Origin of the sequence: Streptomyces chromofuscus, assembly GCF_015160875.1 — a bacterium.
Taxonomy (GTDB): Bacteria; Actinomycetota; Actinomycetes; order Streptomycetales; family Streptomycetaceae; genus Streptomyces; species Streptomyces chromofuscus.
Genome location: NZ_CP063374.1, coordinates 3,337,549 through 3,356,281 on the forward strand (window position 1 = coordinate 3,337,549; position 18,733 = coordinate 3,356,281).

Annotated in this window: 16 protein-coding genes and 1 tRNA gene; 8 read left to right on the forward strand and 9 right to left on the reverse strand. The window is 71.2% G+C overall.

Annotated features, from left to right (window positions below; translation table 11 throughout):
• Positions 1–161: 161 nt before the first annotated feature.
• Positions 162–1,550, reverse strand: coding sequence for a cystathionine beta-synthase (locus IPT68_RS14935; RefSeq protein ID WP_189700394.1), 1,389 nt, complete (start codon positions 1,548–1,550; stop codon positions 162–164).
• 148 nt (positions 1,551–1,698) lie between these two features.
• Between IPT68_RS14935 and IPT68_RS14940 the strand changes: the two genes are divergently transcribed.
• The 4 genes from IPT68_RS14940 to IPT68_RS14955 all read left to right on the forward strand — a co-directional run bounded on the left by IPT68_RS14940 (position 1,699) and on the right by IPT68_RS14955 (position 5,431).
• The gene (locus IPT68_RS14940; protein ID WP_189700395.1) at positions 1,699–2,730 is read left to right on the forward strand and encodes an SGNH/GDSL hydrolase family protein; all 1,032 of its coding nucleotides are present in this window, start codon (positions 1,699–1,701) and stop codon (positions 2,728–2,730) included.
• 104 nt (positions 2,731–2,834) lie between these two features.
• Positions 2,835–3,035, forward strand: coding sequence for a hypothetical protein (locus tag IPT68_RS14945; protein WP_189700396.1), 201 nt, complete (start codon positions 2,835–2,837; stop codon positions 3,033–3,035).
• Positions 3,036–3,142: 107 nt separating this feature from the next.
• On the forward strand, positions 3,143–4,363 hold the full coding sequence (locus IPT68_RS14950; protein WP_189700397.1) for an acetyl-CoA C-acetyltransferase: 1,221 nt from the start codon (positions 3,143–3,145) through the stop codon (positions 4,361–4,363).
• Between the two features lie 288 nt (positions 4,364–4,651).
• On the forward strand, positions 4,652–5,431 hold the full coding sequence (locus IPT68_RS14955; RefSeq protein ID WP_189700489.1) for a hypothetical protein: 780 nt from the start codon (positions 4,652–4,654) through the stop codon (positions 5,429–5,431).
• Positions 5,432–5,838: 407 nt separating this feature from the next.
• On the opposite strand, the gene IPT68_RS14960 is transcribed toward IPT68_RS14955, so the two are convergent.
• On the reverse strand, positions 5,839–6,150 hold the full coding sequence (locus IPT68_RS14960) for a hypothetical protein (protein WP_189700398.1): 312 nt from the start codon (positions 6,148–6,150) through the stop codon (positions 5,839–5,841).
• Between the two features lie 94 nt (positions 6,151–6,244).
• On the opposite strand from IPT68_RS14960, the gene IPT68_RS14965 reads away from it, so the two are divergent.
• A complete protein-coding gene (locus IPT68_RS14965) occupies positions 6,245–6,472 on the forward strand; it encodes a DUF4287 domain-containing protein (protein ID WP_129799881.1) in 228 nt (75 codons plus the stop codon).
• Positions 6,473–6,654: 182 nt separating this feature from the next.
• Here the strand turns inward: IPT68_RS14965 and IPT68_RS14970 are convergent, their stop codons facing one another.
• The 3 genes from IPT68_RS14970 to IPT68_RS14980 form a co-directional block, all read right to left on the reverse strand.
• Positions 6,655–7,554, reverse strand: coding sequence for a Bax inhibitor-1/YccA family protein (locus IPT68_RS14970; protein WP_189700399.1), 900 nt, complete (start codon positions 7,552–7,554; stop codon positions 6,655–6,657).
• 226 nt (positions 7,555–7,780) lie between these two features.
• On the reverse strand, positions 7,781–8,956 hold the full coding sequence (locus IPT68_RS14975) for a 4-hydroxybenzoate 3-monooxygenase (protein ID WP_189700400.1): 1,176 nt from the start codon (positions 8,954–8,956) through the stop codon (positions 7,781–7,783).
• Between the two features lie 332 nt (positions 8,957–9,288).
• Positions 9,289–9,372: transfer RNA gene (locus tag IPT68_RS14980), tRNA-Leu, on the reverse strand.
• A gap of 405 nt (positions 9,373–9,777) precedes the next feature.
• On the opposite strand from IPT68_RS14980, the gene IPT68_RS14985 reads away from it, so the two are divergent.
• Together IPT68_RS14985 and IPT68_RS14990 are read left to right on the forward strand one after the other, a co-directional pair.
• Entirely contained in the window at positions 9,778–10,548 is a 771-nt protein-coding gene (locus tag IPT68_RS14985) for an ABC transporter ATP-binding protein (protein ID WP_189700401.1), read from the forward strand.
• Between the two features lie 239 nt (positions 10,549–10,787).
• Complete coding sequence (locus IPT68_RS14990; protein WP_189700402.1) at positions 10,788–13,316, forward strand: ABC transporter permease; 2,529 nt, start codon at positions 10,788–10,790, stop codon at positions 13,314–13,316.
• Positions 13,317–13,377: 61 nt separating this feature from the next.
• Here the strand turns inward: IPT68_RS14990 and IPT68_RS14995 are convergent, their stop codons facing one another.
• Together IPT68_RS14995 and IPT68_RS15000 are read right to left on the reverse strand one after the other, a co-directional pair.
• Positions 13,378–14,673, reverse strand: a complete 1,296-nt coding sequence (locus tag IPT68_RS14995; RefSeq protein ID WP_194074093.1) for an SAM-dependent methyltransferase — start codon at positions 14,671–14,673, stop codon at positions 13,378–13,380.
• A gap of 235 nt (positions 14,674–14,908) precedes the next feature.
• Positions 14,909–16,291, reverse strand: coding sequence for an NAD(P)/FAD-dependent oxidoreductase (locus IPT68_RS15000; protein ID WP_189700403.1), 1,383 nt, complete (start codon positions 16,289–16,291; stop codon positions 14,909–14,911).
• 557 nt (positions 16,292–16,848) lie between these two features.
• Between IPT68_RS15000 and IPT68_RS15005 the strand changes: the two genes are divergently transcribed.
• Positions 16,849–17,082: a hypothetical protein gene (locus IPT68_RS15005; protein ID WP_189700404.1), complete on the forward strand. Its 234-nt coding sequence runs from the start codon at positions 16,849–16,851 to the stop codon at positions 17,080–17,082.
• 163 nt (positions 17,083–17,245) lie between these two features.
• Here IPT68_RS15005 and IPT68_RS15010 read toward each other — a convergent pair whose 3' ends face one another.
• Positions 17,246–18,196, reverse strand: coding sequence for a Ppx/GppA phosphatase family protein (locus IPT68_RS15010; RefSeq protein WP_189700405.1), 951 nt, complete (start codon positions 18,194–18,196; stop codon positions 17,246–17,248).
• Positions 18,193–18,726 carry a DUF501 domain-containing protein gene (locus IPT68_RS15015; protein ID WP_189700406.1) on the reverse strand — a complete coding sequence of 178 codons (534 nt, stop codon included), beginning with the start codon at positions 18,724–18,726 and terminating at the stop codon, positions 18,193–18,195. The genes IPT68_RS15010 and IPT68_RS15015 overlap by 4 nt, the downstream gene beginning before the upstream one ends.
• Positions 18,727–18,733: the final 7 nt, after the last annotated feature.

Genomic DNA, 18,733 nt, shown 5'->3' on the forward strand with positions numbered 1-18,733 from the left:
GGAGCCGCTCCCGCCCTGCCGACACCCACCAATGTGCCGGACCCGTGTTAAGCGGGTGCTGCGCGGACGTGACGCGCTCGTACCACTTCCGAGAAGACCAACACTCGTGCCGGCCACCGCACGTCGGCCGCCCGCACGGCCCGTTCACCGCAGGTTCGCCGCTACTTCGCGGTCTTGGCCAGGAAGGCCAGCAGGTCCTGCCGGCTGACCACACCGGTCGGCTTGCCCTCCACGAGGACGATCGCCGCGTCCGCCGAACCGAGCACGGACATCAGGTCCCCGACCGGCTCGCCGGAGCCGACCTGCGGCAGCGGCGCCGACATGTGCTTCTCCAGCGGGTCGTCGAGGGAGGCGCTCTTGGTGAACAGCGCGTCCAGCAGTTCCCGTTCGACGACCGAGCCCACGACCTCGGCCGCCATCACGTCCGGGTGACCGGCGCCCGGCTTGACGATCGGCATCTGCGAGACGCCGTACTCGCGCAGCACCTCGATGGCCTGACCGACCGTCTCGTCCGGGTGCATGTGGACCAGGGACGGCATGGCGCCGCCCTCCTTGTCGCTCAGCACGTCGCCGACGCGGGCGCTCGGGCCGGCGTCCTCCAGGAAGCCGTAGTCGGCCATCCACTCGTCGTTGAAGATCTTGCTCAGGTAGCCGCGCCCGCTGTCCGGCAACAGGACGACCACGACGTCGTCGGGGCCGAGCCGCTCGGCGACCCGCAGCGCGGCGACCACGGCCATGCCGCACGAGCCGCCGACCAGCAGGCCCTCCTCCTTGGCGAGGCGCCGGGTCATCTGGAAGGAGTCCTTGTCGGACACGGCGACGATCTCGTCGGCGACGGTGCGGTCGTACGCCGTCGGCCAGAAGTCCTCACCGACGCCCTCGACGAGGTACGGCCGCCCGGACCCGCCCGAGTACACGGAGCCCTCGGGGTCGGCGCCGACGACCTTGACCCGGCCGTCGCTGGCCTCCTTGAGGTACCGCCCGGTCCCGGAGATGGTGCCGCCGGTGCCGACGCCGGCCACGAAGTGGGTGATCCTCCCCTCCGTCTGCTCCCACAGCTCGGGGCCGGTCGAGTGGTAGTGGGACAGCGGGTTGTTCGGGTTGGAGTACTGGTCGGGCTTCCAGGCGCCCGGCGTCTCACGCACCAGCCGGTCGGAGACGTTGTAGTACGAGTCCGGGTGCTCGGGTGCGACGGCCGTCGGGCAGACCACGACCTCGGCGCCGTACGCCCGCAGCACGTTGATCTTGTCCGTGGACACCTTGTCCGGGCACACGAAGATGCACTTGTACCCCTTCTGCTGCGCCACGATCGCCAGCCCCACCCCCGTGTTGCCGCTGGTCGGCTCCACGATCGTGCCGCCGGGCTTGAGCGCGCCGCTCTCCTCCGCCGCCTCGATCATGCGCAGCGCGATGCGGTCCTTCACGGAACCGCCGGGGTTGAAGTACTCGACCTTGGCCAGGACGGTCGCCCGGATGCCTTCGGTCACGTTGTTGAGCCTCACCAGCGGGGTGTTGCCGACGAGACTGATCATCGAGTCGTGGAACTGCACCGTTGTCTCCGGATGCCGCAGAAGTAGTGGTCGGGGTGATGCCGCCAGCCTAGGGCCTGCCACCGGCGTTCACGCGCCGTTGAGATTGGCGGGGGCTCGCTTCGGGGCAAGGAGTGGATGTACGGGTGCGAGGAGGTGTCGGCGACGCATGACCAGGATGTCGAGGGCGAGAGTGGCCCGGCGCATGGCAGCCGGTGCGGCGTACGGCGGTGGCGGCATCGGCCTGGCCGGTGCCGCGGTCGTCGGCCTGGTGCTGGCCGAGGTGCAGCTGGCCCGGCGCCAGGTGGGCAACGGTTCCACGCCGTACGTGCCGAACGCGAACGGGCGGTACGGACGTGCGTACGACACCCCGGGCGCCCCGCCGCTGCGGCTCATCCTGCTCGGTGACTCCACCGCCGCCGGCCAGGGCGTCCACCGGGCGGGCCAGACCCCGGGCGCGCTGCTCGCCTCGGGCCTCGCGGCGGTCGCGGAACGCCCCGTCGACCTGCGCAACGTCGCCCTCCCCGGCGCCATGTCCGACGACCTGGACCGCCAGGTGACGCTGGTCCTGGCGGACCATGCCCGGATCCCCGACGTCTGCGTGATCATGATCGGCGCGAACGACGTCACCAACCGCGTCCCGCCCACCCGCTCCGTACGGCACCTCGCGGCGGCGGTGCGACGGCTGCGCACGGCCGGCGCGGAAGTCGTGGTCGGCACCTGCCCGGACCTGGGCACGATCGAGCCGGTCCAGCAGCCGCTGCGCTGGCTGGCCAGACGGGCCTCCCGCCAACTGGCGGCCGCCCAGACGATCGGTGTCGTCGAGCAGGGCGGCCGCACCGTGTCGCTGGGCGACCTGCTGGGCCCCGAGTTCGCCGCGAACCCGCGCGAGCTGTTCGGACCCGACAACTACCACCCCTCCGCCGAGGGCTACGCCACCGCCGCGATGGCCGTGCTGCCCACGGTCTGCGCGGCGCTGGGCCTGTGGCCCGAGGAGGAGCGCCCGGACGCCTCCCGCCGCGAGGGCTTCCTCCCCGTGGCCCGCGCCGCCGCCGAGGCCGCCTCCGAGGCGGGCACGGAGGTCACGGCGGCGCTGCCGACGGGCGTGCGCGGACCGTGGGCGCTGCTGAAGCGCCGACGCCGGCGGCGGGTCCAGGAGCCGGAGCCGGAGGTGGCCCCGACGGAGCCGTCACAGCCCTGACGGGCCCGCGGCGCGCGTACGGTGAAGCGGCGGCTTCCGCCGATCTCTCCGCTGGGCGCGGGCGGGTTCACCCTCTCCCTGCTGCATCCGCCGGTGATCCTGCCTTGCGGGGGACGGGCCTGACCGGGCGGGCCGACACCCGGCTGGAACTGGCCGGCCCGGTGGTGGGCGGGGTGCTGCTCGCGGCCGGTTTCCGGTCGCGGTTCGCCCGCAGGCCGGCCCAGCCGCTGACCCGGCCGCCGGTGAAGTGGCTGTTCGCCCCGCTGCCCGCCCAGCAGACGACGACGGAAGCGTCGATACGCTAAGCAAGCGCTTGGAAAAGAGGTCCGCATCACACGAGGATGCCGGTGACCGGCAGCCTACGTACGGGTAACTTCCCCCCTGCACCCTTCCCACGTCGTCTGGAGCCGTGATGCCCGAAGCCGTGATCGTCTCTGCCGCCCGCTCCCCCATCGGCCGCGCCTTCAAGGGCTCCCTCAAGGACCTGCGCCCCGACGACCTCACCGCCACGATCATCCAGGCCGCTCTCGCCAAGGTCCCCGAGCTGGACCCGAAGGACATCGACGACCTGATGCTCGGCTGCGGTCTGCCCGGCGGGGAGCAGGGCAACAACCTGGGCCGGATCGTCGCCGTGCAGATGGGCATGGACCACCTGCCCGGCTGCACGATCACCCGGTACTGCTCGTCCTCCCTGCAGACCTCCCGCATGGCCCTGCACGCCATCAAGGCCGGCGAGGGCGACGTCTTCATCTCGGCCGGCGTCGAGATGGTCTCCCGCTTCACCAAGGGCAACTCCGACAGCCTGCCCGACACGCACAACCCGCTCTTCGCCGACGCCGAGGCCCGCACGGCGGCCGTCGCCGCGAGCGAGGGCTCGACCTGGCACGACCCGCGCGAGGACGGCCTGGTCCCCGACCCGTACATCGCGATGGGCCAGACCGCCGAGAACCTCGCCCGGCAGTGGGGCGTGACCCGCGAGGAGATGGACGAGTTCGGCGTCCGCTCGCAGAACCTCGCCGAGGAAGCCATCAAGAACGGCTTCTGGGAGCGCGAGATCACCCCGGTGACGCTCCCCGACGGCACGGTCGTCAGCAAGGACGACGGCCCGCGCCCCGGCGTCACCATGGAGGGCGTCGCGGGCCTGAAGCCGGTCTTCCGCCCCGACGGCCTGGTGACCGCCGGCAACTGCTGCCCCCTGAACGACGGCGCCGCCGCGCTGGTCATCATGTCGGACACCAAGGCCCGCGAGCTCGGCCTGACCCCGCTCGCCCGAATCGTTTCCACCGGCGTCTCCGGCCTGTCCCCCGAAATCATGGGCTACGGCCCCGTCGAGGCCTCCCGGCAGGCCCTGGCCCGCGCCGGCCTGACCATCGGTGACATCGACCTGGTCGAGATCAACGAGGCGTTCGCCGCCCAGGTGATCCCCTCCTACCGGGACCTGGACATCCCGCTGGAGAAGCTCAACGTCAACGGTGGCGCCATCGCCGTCGGCCACCCCTTCGGCATGACCGGCGCCCGGATCACCGGCACGCTCATCAACTCGCTGCAGTGGCACGACAAGCAGTTCGGCCTGGAGACGATGTGTGTCGGCGGCGGCCAGGGCATGGCCATGGTCATCGAGCGCCTCAGCTGACCGAACGGAACCTCTGGGTGACCGGCGCGCCACCGGCCGTCATCCCTTGGCCCAGGACCCCGGAACGACCAGGGTTCTGGGCCGTTTTGTGACCCAATCTCCCCCAGGATGTGACCTATCTCGCTCGCCACGGAGTCACCGCAGGTCAGGGCAGTTTCAGCATAAACATCCGACACAAAGACCTGTCCGTTTCGTGACGTTACGCACTGACAGCTGGTTAGTTCACCCATCAAGCTGATGTAGGAAGTCGGGGGTCGACCTTGAACCGGGAGTACGTCAGTGAGCGCCATGCCGATCGCCTTGCTGGTCACCACGGCCGCCACGGGCGCCGTGGGCGTAGCCGTCCTGCGCACACTCGTGCAGCTGCGCCGCCAGGTCGCGGCCCTGCGCGCCGAGCTCGCCGAGGGCCGCGCCGCCGCCCGCCGCCTGCTGCCCGCCGCCCGCACCGCGGCCGACACCGAGGAGATACGCGCCGCCGTGGCCGAGGCGCTGGCGGAGGAGCGGGAGCGGGAGCTGGCCGAGGCGCGGGCCTTCTGGGCCGCGCAGGAGGCGCGTGACGTCTCCGACGCGCCCTCCCTGCTGAACCTGGCCGACAACGACCTGTTCCTGCCGCGGCAGGCCGATTTCGCGGGCCTCGAGCCGCTGGAGCCGGTGACGGAGCCCAGCACCGAGCCCGAGGAGCTCGCGGGCGACTCCCCCGAACTGGCCGCCGCCCGTCGCCGCCACCCCTCGCACCCCGACTTCACGCCCACCCCGGCACCCGTGGCGAACGACCATGAGCGCACGGTGTCGATCCTGGAGGAACTGGCCACGTCCCGGATCGAACTGACCGACGTGCGCCCGGGCCCCCTGGGCACCCTGGACGTCTACGTCTTCGCCGACGGTACGACCCTGTGCATGACCCCCGGCCACCGCGAGACCGCCGAGCGCCTCGCCACCGCGCTCCGCTCCGGCGAGACCCCGGTCCTCCTGGGCGGCTCGGGCATCTCGGGCGCGTACACGCTGACGTTCACCTACGGCGAGGAGACGGTCTACATCCTGGCGGACAGGGTCATCGCGTCGTTCTAGTGGAACGGTGACGCTTCGGGGCCGACGGTGACGCTCCAGACCGACGGTGACGCTCCAGGCCAACGGCGACACTCCGGACCGACACCGACGCGCCAGCCCGACCGTGACGCCCCACCCCAACGGCGACACTCCGGACCGACACCGACGCGCCAGCCCGACCGTGACGCCCCACCCCAACGGCGACACTCCGAACCGACACCGACGCGCCAGCCCGACGATGACGCCCCACCCCAACGGCGACACTCCGAACCGACACCGACGCGCCAGCCCGACGATGACGCCCCACCCCAACGGCGACACTCCGAACCGACACCGACGCGCGGACGCCGGACAGAGCGACGTCGCGTCCCGCACACGGACTCAGTTCCGCGCGAGGGCCACCCACCGCCCGCATCCGCCCCGGTCGGTCAGACCCCCGCCCGCTTCTGCGCCTCCCACACCACCCGCACGGCTTCCTCGACCTCGGCCTCGCTCGTCAACACGACGGCCAGATCCCGCCCCGCGACGCTGATCTGATCGGCCGCGGCGAACATCCCTGCATCCGGCATCCGGCGAGGCTCACTGCCCGGCTCCTCCACCGACTGCGTCCACCGCGCCAGCTCCCTGGCCAGCGCCAACGCCTCTGCGGCAGCCCCGCGCTGCAGTCGGCTCTGCGGCGCCGCCCTCAACCGATCCGCAAATTGATCAACCGCTTGGACCAGACGCGTCGTATCAACCACGCCGGCAGGCTACCCGCACTGTTGCCAACAGACGAACGCTCAGGCACGGTGACCTGAAGGACCGGCTTACACCCGATTGCGTCCGGAGGCGCCGATGTCCCAAGTCTTCTCCGAGGAGACCCATCGCAATCTGCTCGCCCGAATCCCCCACTGCACCGGTCGTGAAGTCGCCGACTGGCTGCGCACCGTCGAAGAAGGCCCCGCTCTCCGCTTCGAGGAGAAGGTCAGCTGGCTGCGTCACGAGCACAACCTCGCGTACGGCCACGCCAAGGCGATCATCCACGAGTACGACCTGAGGAGGGCCGCGCGCAAACTGCTCTGAGCGCGCACCGCCGGCAGAGAACCGGACCCGTAACAGACACCGGACACGAACCAGACCGAGACGTAGCCACAGACGGCGACAGCGCAGAAAGCAGGAACAGCAGAGTCAGCCGAAGACAGACGAAGGGGCCCCGGGAGAAACCCGGGGCCCCTTCACGCTTCGGCGTTCAGCCGCGGCGCCGCTCAGTCGTCGCCGCTGAAGATGGCGACCAGCCGCAGCATCTCGATGTAGATCCACACCAGCGTCATGGTCAGGCCGAACGCGGCCAGCCAGGACTCCTCGCGCGGCGCACCGTAGGCGATGCCGTCCTCGATCTGCTTGAAGTCGAGGGTCAGGAAGAACGCGCCGAGCACGATCGCGATGATGCCGACGATCGCACCGAGCGGACCCATGCTCCGCAGTCCGCCGTCCTCGGCGACACCGAAGGCGACGAGCAGCAGGTTGACCGCCGTGACCAGGAGGAACGCGATGGCGATCGCCATGCCGATCCGGGCGTAGCGCGCCGTGACACGGATCCAGCCGGCCTTGTAGATGAGCAGCGTGGCGCCCGAGACCGCCATCGTGCCGAGCACCGCCTGGAAGGGCGCGCCGGACCAGCGGCTGTTGAACAGCTCGCTGAAGACGCCGAGGAAGACACCCTCGAACGCGGCGTAGGACAGGATCAGCGCGGGCGAGGCCTTGCGCTTGAACGACTGGACCATCGCCAGGACGAAGGCGATGAGCGCGGCGCCGATCGCGAGGCCGTAGCTGCTGGACGACACCGGCAGCAGCGCCCAGGCGAGGACGGCGCCGACGACGACCGTGCCGAGCGTCATCGCCGAGCGCATGACGACGTCGTCCATCGTCATCCGGCCCGTGCCGGCCGGAGCCTGCGGCGGGGCGCCCTGCTGGACGTCCTGCTGCGCGTAGGGGTTCTGGGCGTACGGGTTCTGGGCGTACGGGTTACCGGCACCGGGCTGCGCGTACGGGCTGCCCTGGGTGCCTACAGCGGCGCCCCCGGCCTGCGGCGCGGTGTTGAAGCCCGCGTAGCCGTTGTCGCGGCTGAACCCCCGTCGCGAGAAGACCGGGTTGCTGCTCCTCATTTCACTCCTCCATGGCCACCCTGCGTAGCCTTGGCTCAAGAGTAATAGACAGGCAAAGGAATGACCCTAGTGCTTGGGGAGGATCTTTCCCCCCTCGTGCTGCGCAACACGCTAGCCGCGCGCCTGATTCCCGCCGACGGAGGGCGTCATTCCTGACGAACTCGGTACACGGCCGGAACCGGCCGGTGATCAGGCGTTCCGGCCGGGTCGGGCCCCGTGCGGGCCGTCAGTGCAGGGGGAACCCGGTGTACGCCTCGGCGAGGTCGGTCTCCGCCGCCCGCGAGGTCGCGATCCGTGACAGCCGGGCGAGCTGGAGCCGGTCGTCGAAGGGAGTGGCGTCGGGGGCCCGGTGCAGGAGGGTCGTCATGTCGTACGAGAACCGCTCGGCCTGCCAGACGCGGCGCAGGCAGGTCTCCGAGTAGGCGTCGAGCAGCTCGGCCGACCCCGTCTCCTTCCGGTGCACCAGGGCCCGGGCGAAGGTCACGACGTCCCCGACGGCCAGGTTGAGGCCCTTGGCCCCAGTCGGCGGCACGATGTGCGCGGCGTCACCGGCGAGGAAGAGCCGCCCGTGCCGCATCGGCTCGTGCACGAAGGACCTCATCGGCGTGACCGACTTCTGGGTGATGGGCCCGCGCCGCAGCCGCCATCCGTCCGCGGTCTCGAACCGGCGGTCCAGCTCCGCCCAGACGGCCTCGTCGTCCCACTCGTCGGCGTCCGTGCCGTCCGGCACCTGCAGGTAGAGGCGGGACACGGACGTCGAGCGCATGGACAGCAGGGCGAAGCCGCGGTCGTGCCGGGCATAGACCAGCTCGTCGTGCGAGGGTGGTACGTCGGCCAGGATGCCGAGCCACCCGAACGGATACGTCCGTTCGAAGACACGGGACAGCGAGGCCGGCACCGCCTTGCGGGCGACGCCCCAGAAGCCGTCGCATCCGACGACGTAGTCGCACTCCAGGACGCCCTCGGTCCCCTCGTGCCGGAACCGGACGCGCGGGCGCTCGGTGTCCGCGTCCTCCACGGCCAGCGCCTCCGCCTCGAACAGCAGCGGTCCGCCCTCCTTCAGCTGCAGGGCGATGAGGTCCTTGCAGACCTCGGTCTGGGCGTAGACCATCACGGACCTGCCGCCGGTGAGTTCGGGGAAGTCGACGCGATGGCGCTGGTCGGCGAACCGCAGCTCGATACCGTCGTGCCGCAGGCCCTCCCGGTCCATCCGCGCGCCGGCCCCGGCCGCCCGCAGCACGTCCACCGTCCCCTGCTCGAGGATCCCGGCCCGTTGCCGCTGTTCGACGTAGGCGCGGTCCCGGCTCTCCAGGACGACCGAGTCGATCCCGGCGTTGTGCAGGAGCCGCGCGAGCAGCAGTCCGGCCGGACCGGCTCCGATGATGCCGACGGTGGTGCGCATCGGTCGTCCCCCCTGGCACGTGTGTTCGCAACGTGAACTTCTATTCACCCATTGCCACCAGAGTCTCCGGCCGACAACGCCCGCTGTCAACGGGTCGGCGACGGCGACCGACGCCGGGGGCCGTGACGCGTCGTCACCGGCCGGCCTTCCGCCAGGCGGGGACGCCGATCGCGCATCGATCCGCACCAACACGTTGCGGGGCACGCCCATTGGGGCCGCCCTGCCCCGCCCGTCGACATCGGGACCTCGCCAACCAAGGAGATCCCGCACCCACCGCGCCCATGCGTGACGGACCGGCCGCCGCGGCGGTGAGGCTGTCGTGGACGTAGAGGTGCCCGGAGCCGGACTCGAACCGGCACGCCCGCGAAGGGGCAGCGAGGTTTAAGCTCGCCGTGTCTGCATTCCACCATCCGGGCAGGCCGTGGGCTCCGTACCGAGCGCCCCGAGCCTAGCGGGACGCATCCCCCGAACAGCGGAAGGACGGAGCGATGTTGTCTTATTTTATTGATGTCTGAGGGTGCATCAGTACACGGAACGCGCCATCCGCACTTGCCAATAGCCTTGCGTGCGCCGATGCGCCGTGCATGCGGAATGACGGAATTTCACCGCCCGGACCAGGGTGCTCCACCCGTTCTCGACAGGGCGCGCCCCGGCCACGGCGCTCAGGGGTAGCTGTCATCCCCAGGTATGACACGGCGGCCCGCGGTCCGACCGAAGTCGCCCTTCGGAACCCGAGCAGGGGCTGACTACACGGCGGTGTGCGGTCGGGACGATGGAGCGGTCCCGAGAACCACCCGTCGTCCCGACAGGAGCGCCACCCCGTGACCACCACACCCGTCGCCGGCCGGACCACCGCCGTGGCCGCGCGCGCCACGGATCTGTCGAAGATCTACGGACAGGGCGAGACCCAGGTGGTCGCCCTGGACCGGGTCTCCGTCGACTTCCGGCAGGCCGAGTTCACCGCGATCATGGGCCCGTCCGGCTCCGGCAAGTCCACGCTGATGCACTGCGTCGCCGGCCTGGACACCTTCTCCTCCGGTTCGGTGCGCATCGGCGACACCGAGCTGGGCGCCCTGAAGGACAAGCAGCTGACCCGGTTGCGCCGCGACAAGATCGGCTTCATCTTCCAGGCCTACAACCTGCTGCCCACGTTGACCGCCCTGGAGAACATCACCCTTCCGATGGACATCGCCGGGCGGAAACCGGACAAGCAGTGGCTGGACACCGTGATCCAGATGGTGGGCCTGTCCAGCCGGCTCAGCCACCGCCCGTCCCAGCTCTCCGGCGGCCAGCAGCAGCGCGTCGCCGTCGCCCGCGCCCTGGCCTCCCGCCCCGAGATCGTCTTCGGCGACGAGCCCACCGGGAACCTCGACTCCCGCTCCGGCGCCGAGGTCCTGGGCTTCCTGCGCAACTCCGTGCGCGAGCTGGGCCAGACGGTGGTCATGGTGACCCACGACCCCGTGGCGGCGGCGTACGCCGACCGGGTCGTCTTCCTCGCCGACGGCCGGATCGTGGACGAGGTGTACGGGCCGACCGCGGACTCGGTCCTCGACCGCATGAAGCAGTTCGACGCCAAGCACCGCACGAGCTGACGCCGAGGACCGGCGCCCAAGCACCGCACGAGCTGACGCCGAGGTCCGGCGCCCAAGCACCGCACGAGCCGACGCCAAGGACCGGCGCCCAAGCACCGCACGAGCCGACGCCGAGGACCGGCGTCCAAGCACCGCACGAGCCGACGCCAAGGACCGGCGGCCAAGGACCGCACGGGCCGACGCCCGAGGGCCGCACGAGCTGACGCCCCCTCACCCACACACCCAGGACTGACACTTCCATGTTCCGCACCGCCTTGCGCAACGTACTCGCGCACAAGGCCCGGCTCCTGATGACCGTGCTCGCCGTGATGCTCGGCGTGGCGTTCGTGTCGGGGACGCTGGTCTTCACCAACACCATCTCCGAGGCCTACCAGAGCAAGGCCGCCAAGGGCTTCGACCAGGTCGACGTCGCTGTCACGCCGAAGTTCCAGGACGCCGAGGGCGACCGGGTCGGCAAGCGGCACGACCTGACCGACGCCCTGCTCGACCGCAGCGCCCAGGTGCCCGGCGCGGCCTCCGCGATCGGCGTCGTGCAGGGCTTCACCGCCGTCGCCGGCAAGGACGGCAAGCTGGTCGGCGACGGCTTCGGCACCCGGGGCGCCAACTACTGGGGCACGAAGGACCCCCGGTACCCGCTGGTCGACGGCCGCGCCCCGAAGGGCGAGGGCGAGATCCTCATCGACGCCGAGACCGCGCGGCGCACCGGCTACGAGGTCGGCGACACCGTGCGGCTGTCGGTGAACGGCCCGGTCCTCACCCCCGAGATCACCGGCGTCTTCACCACCGACGACGGCAACGTCGCGGCCGGCGGCAGCCTGGCCCTGTTCGACACGGCGACCGCGCAGGCACTGTTCGGCAAGGCGGGCACCTACGACGAGATCGACGTCAAGGCGAAGGCCGGCGTCACCCAGGCGGCACTCAAGGCCCAGCTGGACAAGGCACTGCCGAAGGGCTCCGTGGAGACCACGACCGGCAGGCGGCTCGCCGACGACCAGGCCGAGGTGATCGCCTCCTCCATGAGCGGGCTGAAGCAGGGCCTGCTGGTGTTCGCCGGCATCTCGCTGTTCGTCGGCACGTTCATCATCGCCAACACCTTCACCATGCTCGTCGCCCAGCGCACCCGGGAACTGGCGCTGCTGCGGGCGGTCGGCGCCTCCCGCAGGCAGGTGACCCGGTCCGTGCTGATCGAGGCCGTCGTGGTCGGCACGATCGCCGCGGTGGTCGGTCTGGTCGCCGGCGTCGGCATCGGCATCGGGCTGCGCTCCCTGATGGGCAGCCTCGACGCTCCCGTGCCGGACGGCCCGCTCGTGATCACGCCGGGCACGGTGGCCGCGGCCCTCGCCGTCGGCATCCTGGTGACGGTGCTGGCGGCGTGGCTCCCGGGCCGCCGCGCGGCGAAGATCCCGCCGGTGGCGGCGATGAGCAGCCTGCACGCCAAGGCGACGACCAAGTCGCTGGTGCTGCGCAACACGCTGGGCGCGCTGTTCTCGGCGGCCGGCGTCGCGGTGGTCCTCGTGGCGACGACGATGGGCGGCACGGACGGGCAGGCCCCCATGGGCTTCGGCGCGGTGCTGCTGATCATCGGCGTGTTCATCCTGACGCCGCTGCTGTCCCGGCCGCTGATCGCCGCCGCGACGCCCGTGCTGCGCGTGTTCGGCGTCTCCGGCAAGCTCGCCCGGCAGAACTCGGTGCGCAACCCGCGCCGCACCGCCGCCACCGCGTCGGCGCTGATGATCGGCCTCACGCTGATCACCGGCATGACGGTGATGGCGAGCAGCCTGCAGAAGTCGATCGACAAGATGGCGTCGGCGGCGATCGAGGCCGACTACGTGGTCTCCATGGCGAACTACCACCCGCTCTCCCCGGACGTGGCCGAGAAGCTCCGGCGGGTGGACGGGGTCACCGCCACCAGCCCGCTGCGCAACGCGCCCTCCCGGATCGGCGGCGAGACCGAGTACCTGACCGGCGTCACCGGCTCCGCCATCGGCGAGCTGACCGAACTGGAGCTCGTCGACGGCTCCTTCACGGTGGGCGGCACGGACGTCGTCGTGGACGACGTCACCGCCGAGGACCACGGCTGGAAGGCCGGGTCGGGCTTCACCGTCGCCTATGAGGACGGCGAGAAGCAGCGGCTGACGGTCACCGGGGTGTACCAGGGCAACGAGATGATCCGCGGCATCATGCTGGACACCGCCACCCTCGCCCCGCACCAGACCGGCCCGGCCGACATGCAGGTCATGGTGAAGACGGCCGACGGGGCCTCCGAGGCGGCGAAGGACAGGCTGGAGAAGGCCCTCGGCTCCAACCCGGCGATCAAGGTGCAGGACAAGCAGGACATCTCCAACGAGATCGCGCAGTCGTTCACGCTGGTTCTGAACATGCTCTACGGCCTGCTGGCCATGGCGGTGATCGTGGCCGTCCTCGGTGTCATCAACACCCTGGCGATGTCGGTCTTCGAACGCTCGCAGGAGATCGGCATGCTGCGCGCGATCGGCCTGGACCGCGGGAGCGTCAAACGCATGGTCCGCCTGGAGTCCCTGGTGATCTCCCTGTTCGGCGGGGTGCTGGGCGTCGGCCTTGGCGTGTTCTTCGGTTGGGCGGCGGGCGAGCTGCTGGGCTCCAGGATGGCGACGTACGAGCTGGTCCTGCCGTGGGCCCGGTTGGCGCTCTTCCTGCTGCTGGCGGCGACGGTGGGCGTGCTCGCGGCGCTGTGGCCGGCCCGCCGGGCGGCGCGCCTGAACACGCTCGCGGCGATCACGTCGGAGTAGACACCGACGGCGCAAGCGGCTCAGGGCCCCGCCTCCTCCCGGAGGCGGGGCCCTCGGTCGCTCAGGTGTTCCAGGTGCGTGAGCGCAGCGGCATTCCGGAGGCACCGGAGTCGGGGGTCCGCACGGCCAGGACCTGGTTGACGCCGATGCGGTTGCGCTCGAAGGACAGCGCCGAGGCGGCCATGTACAGCCGCCAGACGCGGGCGCGGCCGGGGCTGGTCAGCCGGACGGCGCGGGCCCAGTCGGCCTCCAGGCCGGCGACCCAGCGGCGCAGGGTGAGGGCGTAGTGCTCGCGGATCGACTCCACGTCGCGCACCTCGAAGCCGGCGCGCTCGAGCTGGGTGACGGTGCTGCCGACGGGGGCGAGTTCACCGTCCGGGAAGACGTAGGCGTCGATGAAGTCGTCCACCTGGTAGGTGGACTCGTCGCGCTGCGGCCGCCGCGCGATCTGGTGGTTCAGCAGCCGTCCGCCCGGCCGGAGCAGCCGGTGCAGGTCCTGGGCGTACTCCAGGTAGCGCTCCGCGCCGACGTGCTCGGCCATCCCGATGGACGAGATCGCGTCGTACGGCCCGTCGGTGACGTCCCGGTAGTCCTGCACCCGGATCTCCACCCGGTCGGTCAGGCCCTGGTCCGCGACGCGCTTGCGGGCGTACGCGGCCTGCTCCTGGGAGAGCGTGATGCCGACGACGCTCACGCCGTGCTCGCGGGCGGCGTGGATGGCCATGGAGCCCCAGCCGCAGCCGACGTCCAGCAGGCGCTGACCGGGGGTCAGGCCGAGCTTGCGGCAGACGAGTTCCAGTTTGTCGTGCTGGGCGGTCTCGAGGGTGCTGTCCGGGCCGGACCAGTAGGCGCAGGAGTACACCATGGACGGGCCGAGGACGATCTCGTAGAAGTCGTTGCCGACGTCGTAGTGGTGGCTGATGGCGCGTCGGTCGCTGCGCTTGGTGTGCAGTTGCCGGCGGGCTCTGCGCATCTCCTCGCGGGGCGGGGCGGGCGGCAGCGAGGGCCCGGCCAGCCGCACCAGGCCCCGGACGGCGGCGCGTACCTCGGGGTCCCGCAGGGCCTCGCCGAGGCCACGGGCGTCCTCGTCACGCTCCCAGATCAGGCCGGAGAGCAGACCGAGGGCGGTGTAGAGGTCTCCCTCGACATCGACGTCCCCGGCCACCCAGGCGCGGGCGAGGCCCAGTTCACCCGGCTTCCACAACAGCCGGCGCAGGGCGCGCCGGTTGCGCACGACGAGCACCGGCGCACCCGGCGGACCCGCCTGCGAACCGTCCCAGGCGCGGATACGCACCGGGACGGGAGTTCCCAGCACCTGCTCGAGCAGGCCCTTCAGCCGCGACGCGGCGTCAGCCATGGCGCACACCTCCGTGACGGTGATCCCCCACCACGTAAACACCTGCGGGGCCGGACCGCAGTCCCCTGTTCGCGTCATGTCTGAGCAAAACCCACTCGGCCCACCCCTGGACGACCGGCCGGCCCTGGACGACCGGCTCGGCCCGCCGACGGCCGACCGCGCGCGGGAACGCCGAAGGACCTCCCGCACCACGGATGGCGGGAGGTCCCTCGGTTGGCTCAGCGGGCGGCGACCGTCAGGAGGCCTTCGCCTTCTCCTCGGTCCTGCTCGCGGCGGCGACCGGCGCGGGCTTGGCCGCCTCGTAGAACTCCTCGCGCGGGGACTCCAGCGCGCCGAGCGCGACGACCTCGCGCTTGAGGAACATGCCGAGCGTCCAGTCGGCGAAGACGCGGATCTTGCGGTTGAAGGTCGGCATCGCCATCCCGTGGTAGCCACGGTGCATGTACCAGGCGAGACGGCCCTTGAGCTTGATCTTCATCTTGCCCATGACGATCATCGCCACGCCCTTGTGCAGGCCGAGGCCCGCCACCGCGCCCTTGTTGGCGTGGCTGTAGTCCTTCTGCGGGAAGCCCCGCATCCCGGACACCACGTTGTCGCCGAGCACCTTGGCCTGGCGCAGCGCGTGCTGGGCGTTCGGCGGGCACCAGGCGTTCTCCACGCCGGCCTTGCGGGCGGCGAGGTCGGGCACCTGGGCGTTGTCGCCCGCGGCCCAGATGTAGTCCGTGCCCTTGACCTGGAGCGTCGGCTCGCAGTCGATGTGACCGCGGGGGCCGAGCGGGAGGCCGTAACGGGACAGCGCCGGGTTCGGCTTGACGCCCGCCGTCCAGACGATCGTGTTGGCGTCGACCTCGAGGCCGTTCTTCAGCACCACGTGGCCGTCGACGCAGGAGTCCATGGAGGTGGAGAGGTAGACCTCCACGCCCCGGCTCTCCAGGTGCTCCTTGCCGTACGTGCCGAGCTTGGGCCCGACCTCGGGAAGGATCTTGTCGGCGGCGTCGACGAGGATGAACCGCATGTCCTCACGGGACACGTTCTTGTAGTACTTGGCCGCGTCCCGGGCCATGTCCTCGACCTCACCGATGGTCTCCGCACCGGCGAAGCCGCCGCCGATGAAGACGAAGGTGAGCGCCTTGCGGCGGATCTCCTCGTCGGTCGTGGAGTCGGCCTTGTCGAGCTGCTCGAGGACGTGGTTGCGCAGGCCGATGGCCTCCTCGATGCCCTTCATGCCGATGCCCTGCTCGGCGAGGCCGGGGATCGGGAAGGTGCGGGAGACCGCGCCGAGCGCGACGACGAGGTAGTCGAAGGGCAGCTCGTACGCCTCGCCGACCAGCGGGGCGATGGTGGCGACCTTGCGGTCCTGGTCGATGGTGGTGACCCGGCCGGTGAGGACCTCCGCCTTGGGCAGCACGCGTCGCAGCGGGACGACGACGTGGCGCGGGGAGATGTTGCCGGCGGCGGTTTCGGGGAGGAAGGGCTGGTAGGTCATGTACGACCGCGGGTCGACGACCGTGACGGTCGCCTCGCCGTAGCGCATCTTCTTCAGGATGCGCCGAGCCGCGTACAGGCCTACGTACCCACCGCCTACTACGAGGATCCTGGGACGCTCCGTGGTGCTCATGCCATCGAGTATCCACCCGCCTCGGGGGGGACGCTCGTGCGCCCCTTCACAAGCTTTTCCAGGCCCTGTGCTACACTCCCCGGCCCGCGTGACCCACGTCATGGTCACTTCCGGGAACCGCGGGGCGATACGACCCGTTGTCAATGCCGCGTGAGCTGCCCCTCTGCCCCGAAAAAGCCTCTGTGCGCCGACGGGAACACCCTTCGGTGAGGGCCTTCACCTGCTCCGCACGGCACCCATATGAACACGTTCAAAGACCCGCTCGCCCCTCCGACCGACCAACCGGCCGCCGTCCTCACCGTCACGGGACCGAATTCCTTGTGAAGAACTTCACGAACTTTCTCGAGCGGGCGCCCGGAGGGACGGGGCGAGGGGTCAGGAACCCTCTCCGGTGACGCTCAAACGTCGGCCGACCTGCTCAGCCGACAGCCGGCGATCGGTGGCTGACGAGACCCGGACCACCCCGGGGACGGCGCCCCGGGGACCGGCCGCGCGCCCCGTCACCCGGTAGCCACACTCCGCGCGAAATCCGGCAGAAGCGTGCATAGCGTGCAGGCATGATCACCTCACGGAAGGCCCTCCAGCGGGCCACCTCGCGAATAGTCTCGGTCGGCGCTGCCCTGGGCATCGCCCTTGGCGTGGGAGTGGTGACGGCCGCATCCGCTGCCGCGGTCACGCCCGTTCACCACGTCACCACGCAGGCCACGGCCGTCCAGTCGAGCCCGGCTCACAGCAGTTACGGAGGCGGCGACGAGGAGTGCAGCGGCGTCATCGTCCTCCTCTGCAACTGACGGACGGCCCGCGCGGGCCAGGACGAACGGCCCCGGTTCCTCACCGCGAGAGATCGGGGCCGTTCCGTGTTCACGGCGGGTCGGGCCGCGTTCCTCCGCTTCCGCTCCGTCACCCGCTCGCCGCGGCGGCGAACGCGATGCCGTCGAGGATCGCGCACCAAGGTCACTCGGTGGAGGCGCAACTCCAAGCGATCCCGTCGAGGATGTCGTGCTCGCTCACGACGACCTCCTCGGCGCCGATCCGCTCCATGATCGACAGGAGTACGAGGGCCCCGGCGGCGATCACGTCGACGCGCCCGGGGTGCATGGACGGCACGGCCGCGCGCTCGGCGTGGGTGGAGTGCAGCAGCCAGTCGGTGATCTCCCGGACCCGGTCGTAGGAGATGCGCGAGTGGTGGATCGCGGCGGAGTCGTACTCGGGCAGGTCCTGCGCGATCGCCGACACCGTCGTGACCGAGCCGGCCAGGCCGACCAGGGTGCGCGCCTCGCGCAGCGGGACCTTCTCCTCGGCCAGGTCGAGGGCGGCCTCGATGTCGGCCCGCATCGCCGCGATCTGCCGCTCCGTCGGCGGGTCGGACACCGTCCCGCCGCTGACCAGGTGCCGTTCGGTCATCCGGACGCAGCCGACGTCCACCGAGCGCGCCGCGTGGACGTGGTCCTCACCGACGACGAACTCGGTCGAACCGCCGCCGATGTCCACCACGAGGTAGGGCCGGTGCAGATCCGTCCGCCCCGTCAGCTCCTTCGTCGCGCCGGTGAAGGAGAGCTCGGCCTCCTCGTCCCCGGTGATGACCTCGGGCTCGACACCGAGGATGTCCACGACCCCGCGCACGAAGTCGTCGCGGTTCTCGGCGTCCCGGGAGGCGGATGTGGCGACGAAGCGGACCCGTTCCGCACCGTGCCGCTCGATGATCGCGGCGTACTCACGGCAGGCCGCGAAGGTCCGCTCCAGCGCCTCGGGGGCCAGGCGCCCGGTGCGGTCGACGCCCTGGCCGAGCCGCACGATGGTCATCCGGCGGTCCAGGTCGACCAGTTCGCCCGTCGCGGGGTCGGCGTCGGCCACGAGGAGCCGGATGGAGTTCGTACCGCAGTCGATGGCGGCCACGCGGGTCACTGGTCGTCCTCCTCGTTCGCCACGGTCACGCACGCGCCCTTGCGCCACCACTCCGGCAGCAGGGCCAGGGCCTCGTCGCCGAGCGGGTTCACACCCGGTCCGGCGGCCAGGCTGTGCGCCACGAGCACGTGCAGGCACTTCACCCGGTCCGGCATGCCGCCCGCGCTCGGGAAGCCCTTCAGCTCCTCGATCTCGTCCCGGCGCCGGACGTAGTCCTCGTGCGCGGCGCGGTAGGCGGCGGCAAGCTCCGGGTCGGTCTCCAGCCGGGCCGTCATCTCCTTCATCACGCCCTCGGCCTCCAGGGTGCCGATGGCCGACGAGGCCCGCGGGCACGTCAGGTAGTACAGCGTCGGGAAGGGCGTGCCGTCGGGCAGCCGCGGGGCCGTCTCCACGACGTCCGGCTGCCCGCACGGGCACCGGTGCGCGATCGCGCGCAGACCGCGCGGGGGCCGCCCGAGCTGCTGCTTGAAGGCCTCGACGTCCGCGTCGGTGGGCTCGGTGCGCGGGGTGGGCGGCGGGGGCGTTTCCATGACCTGT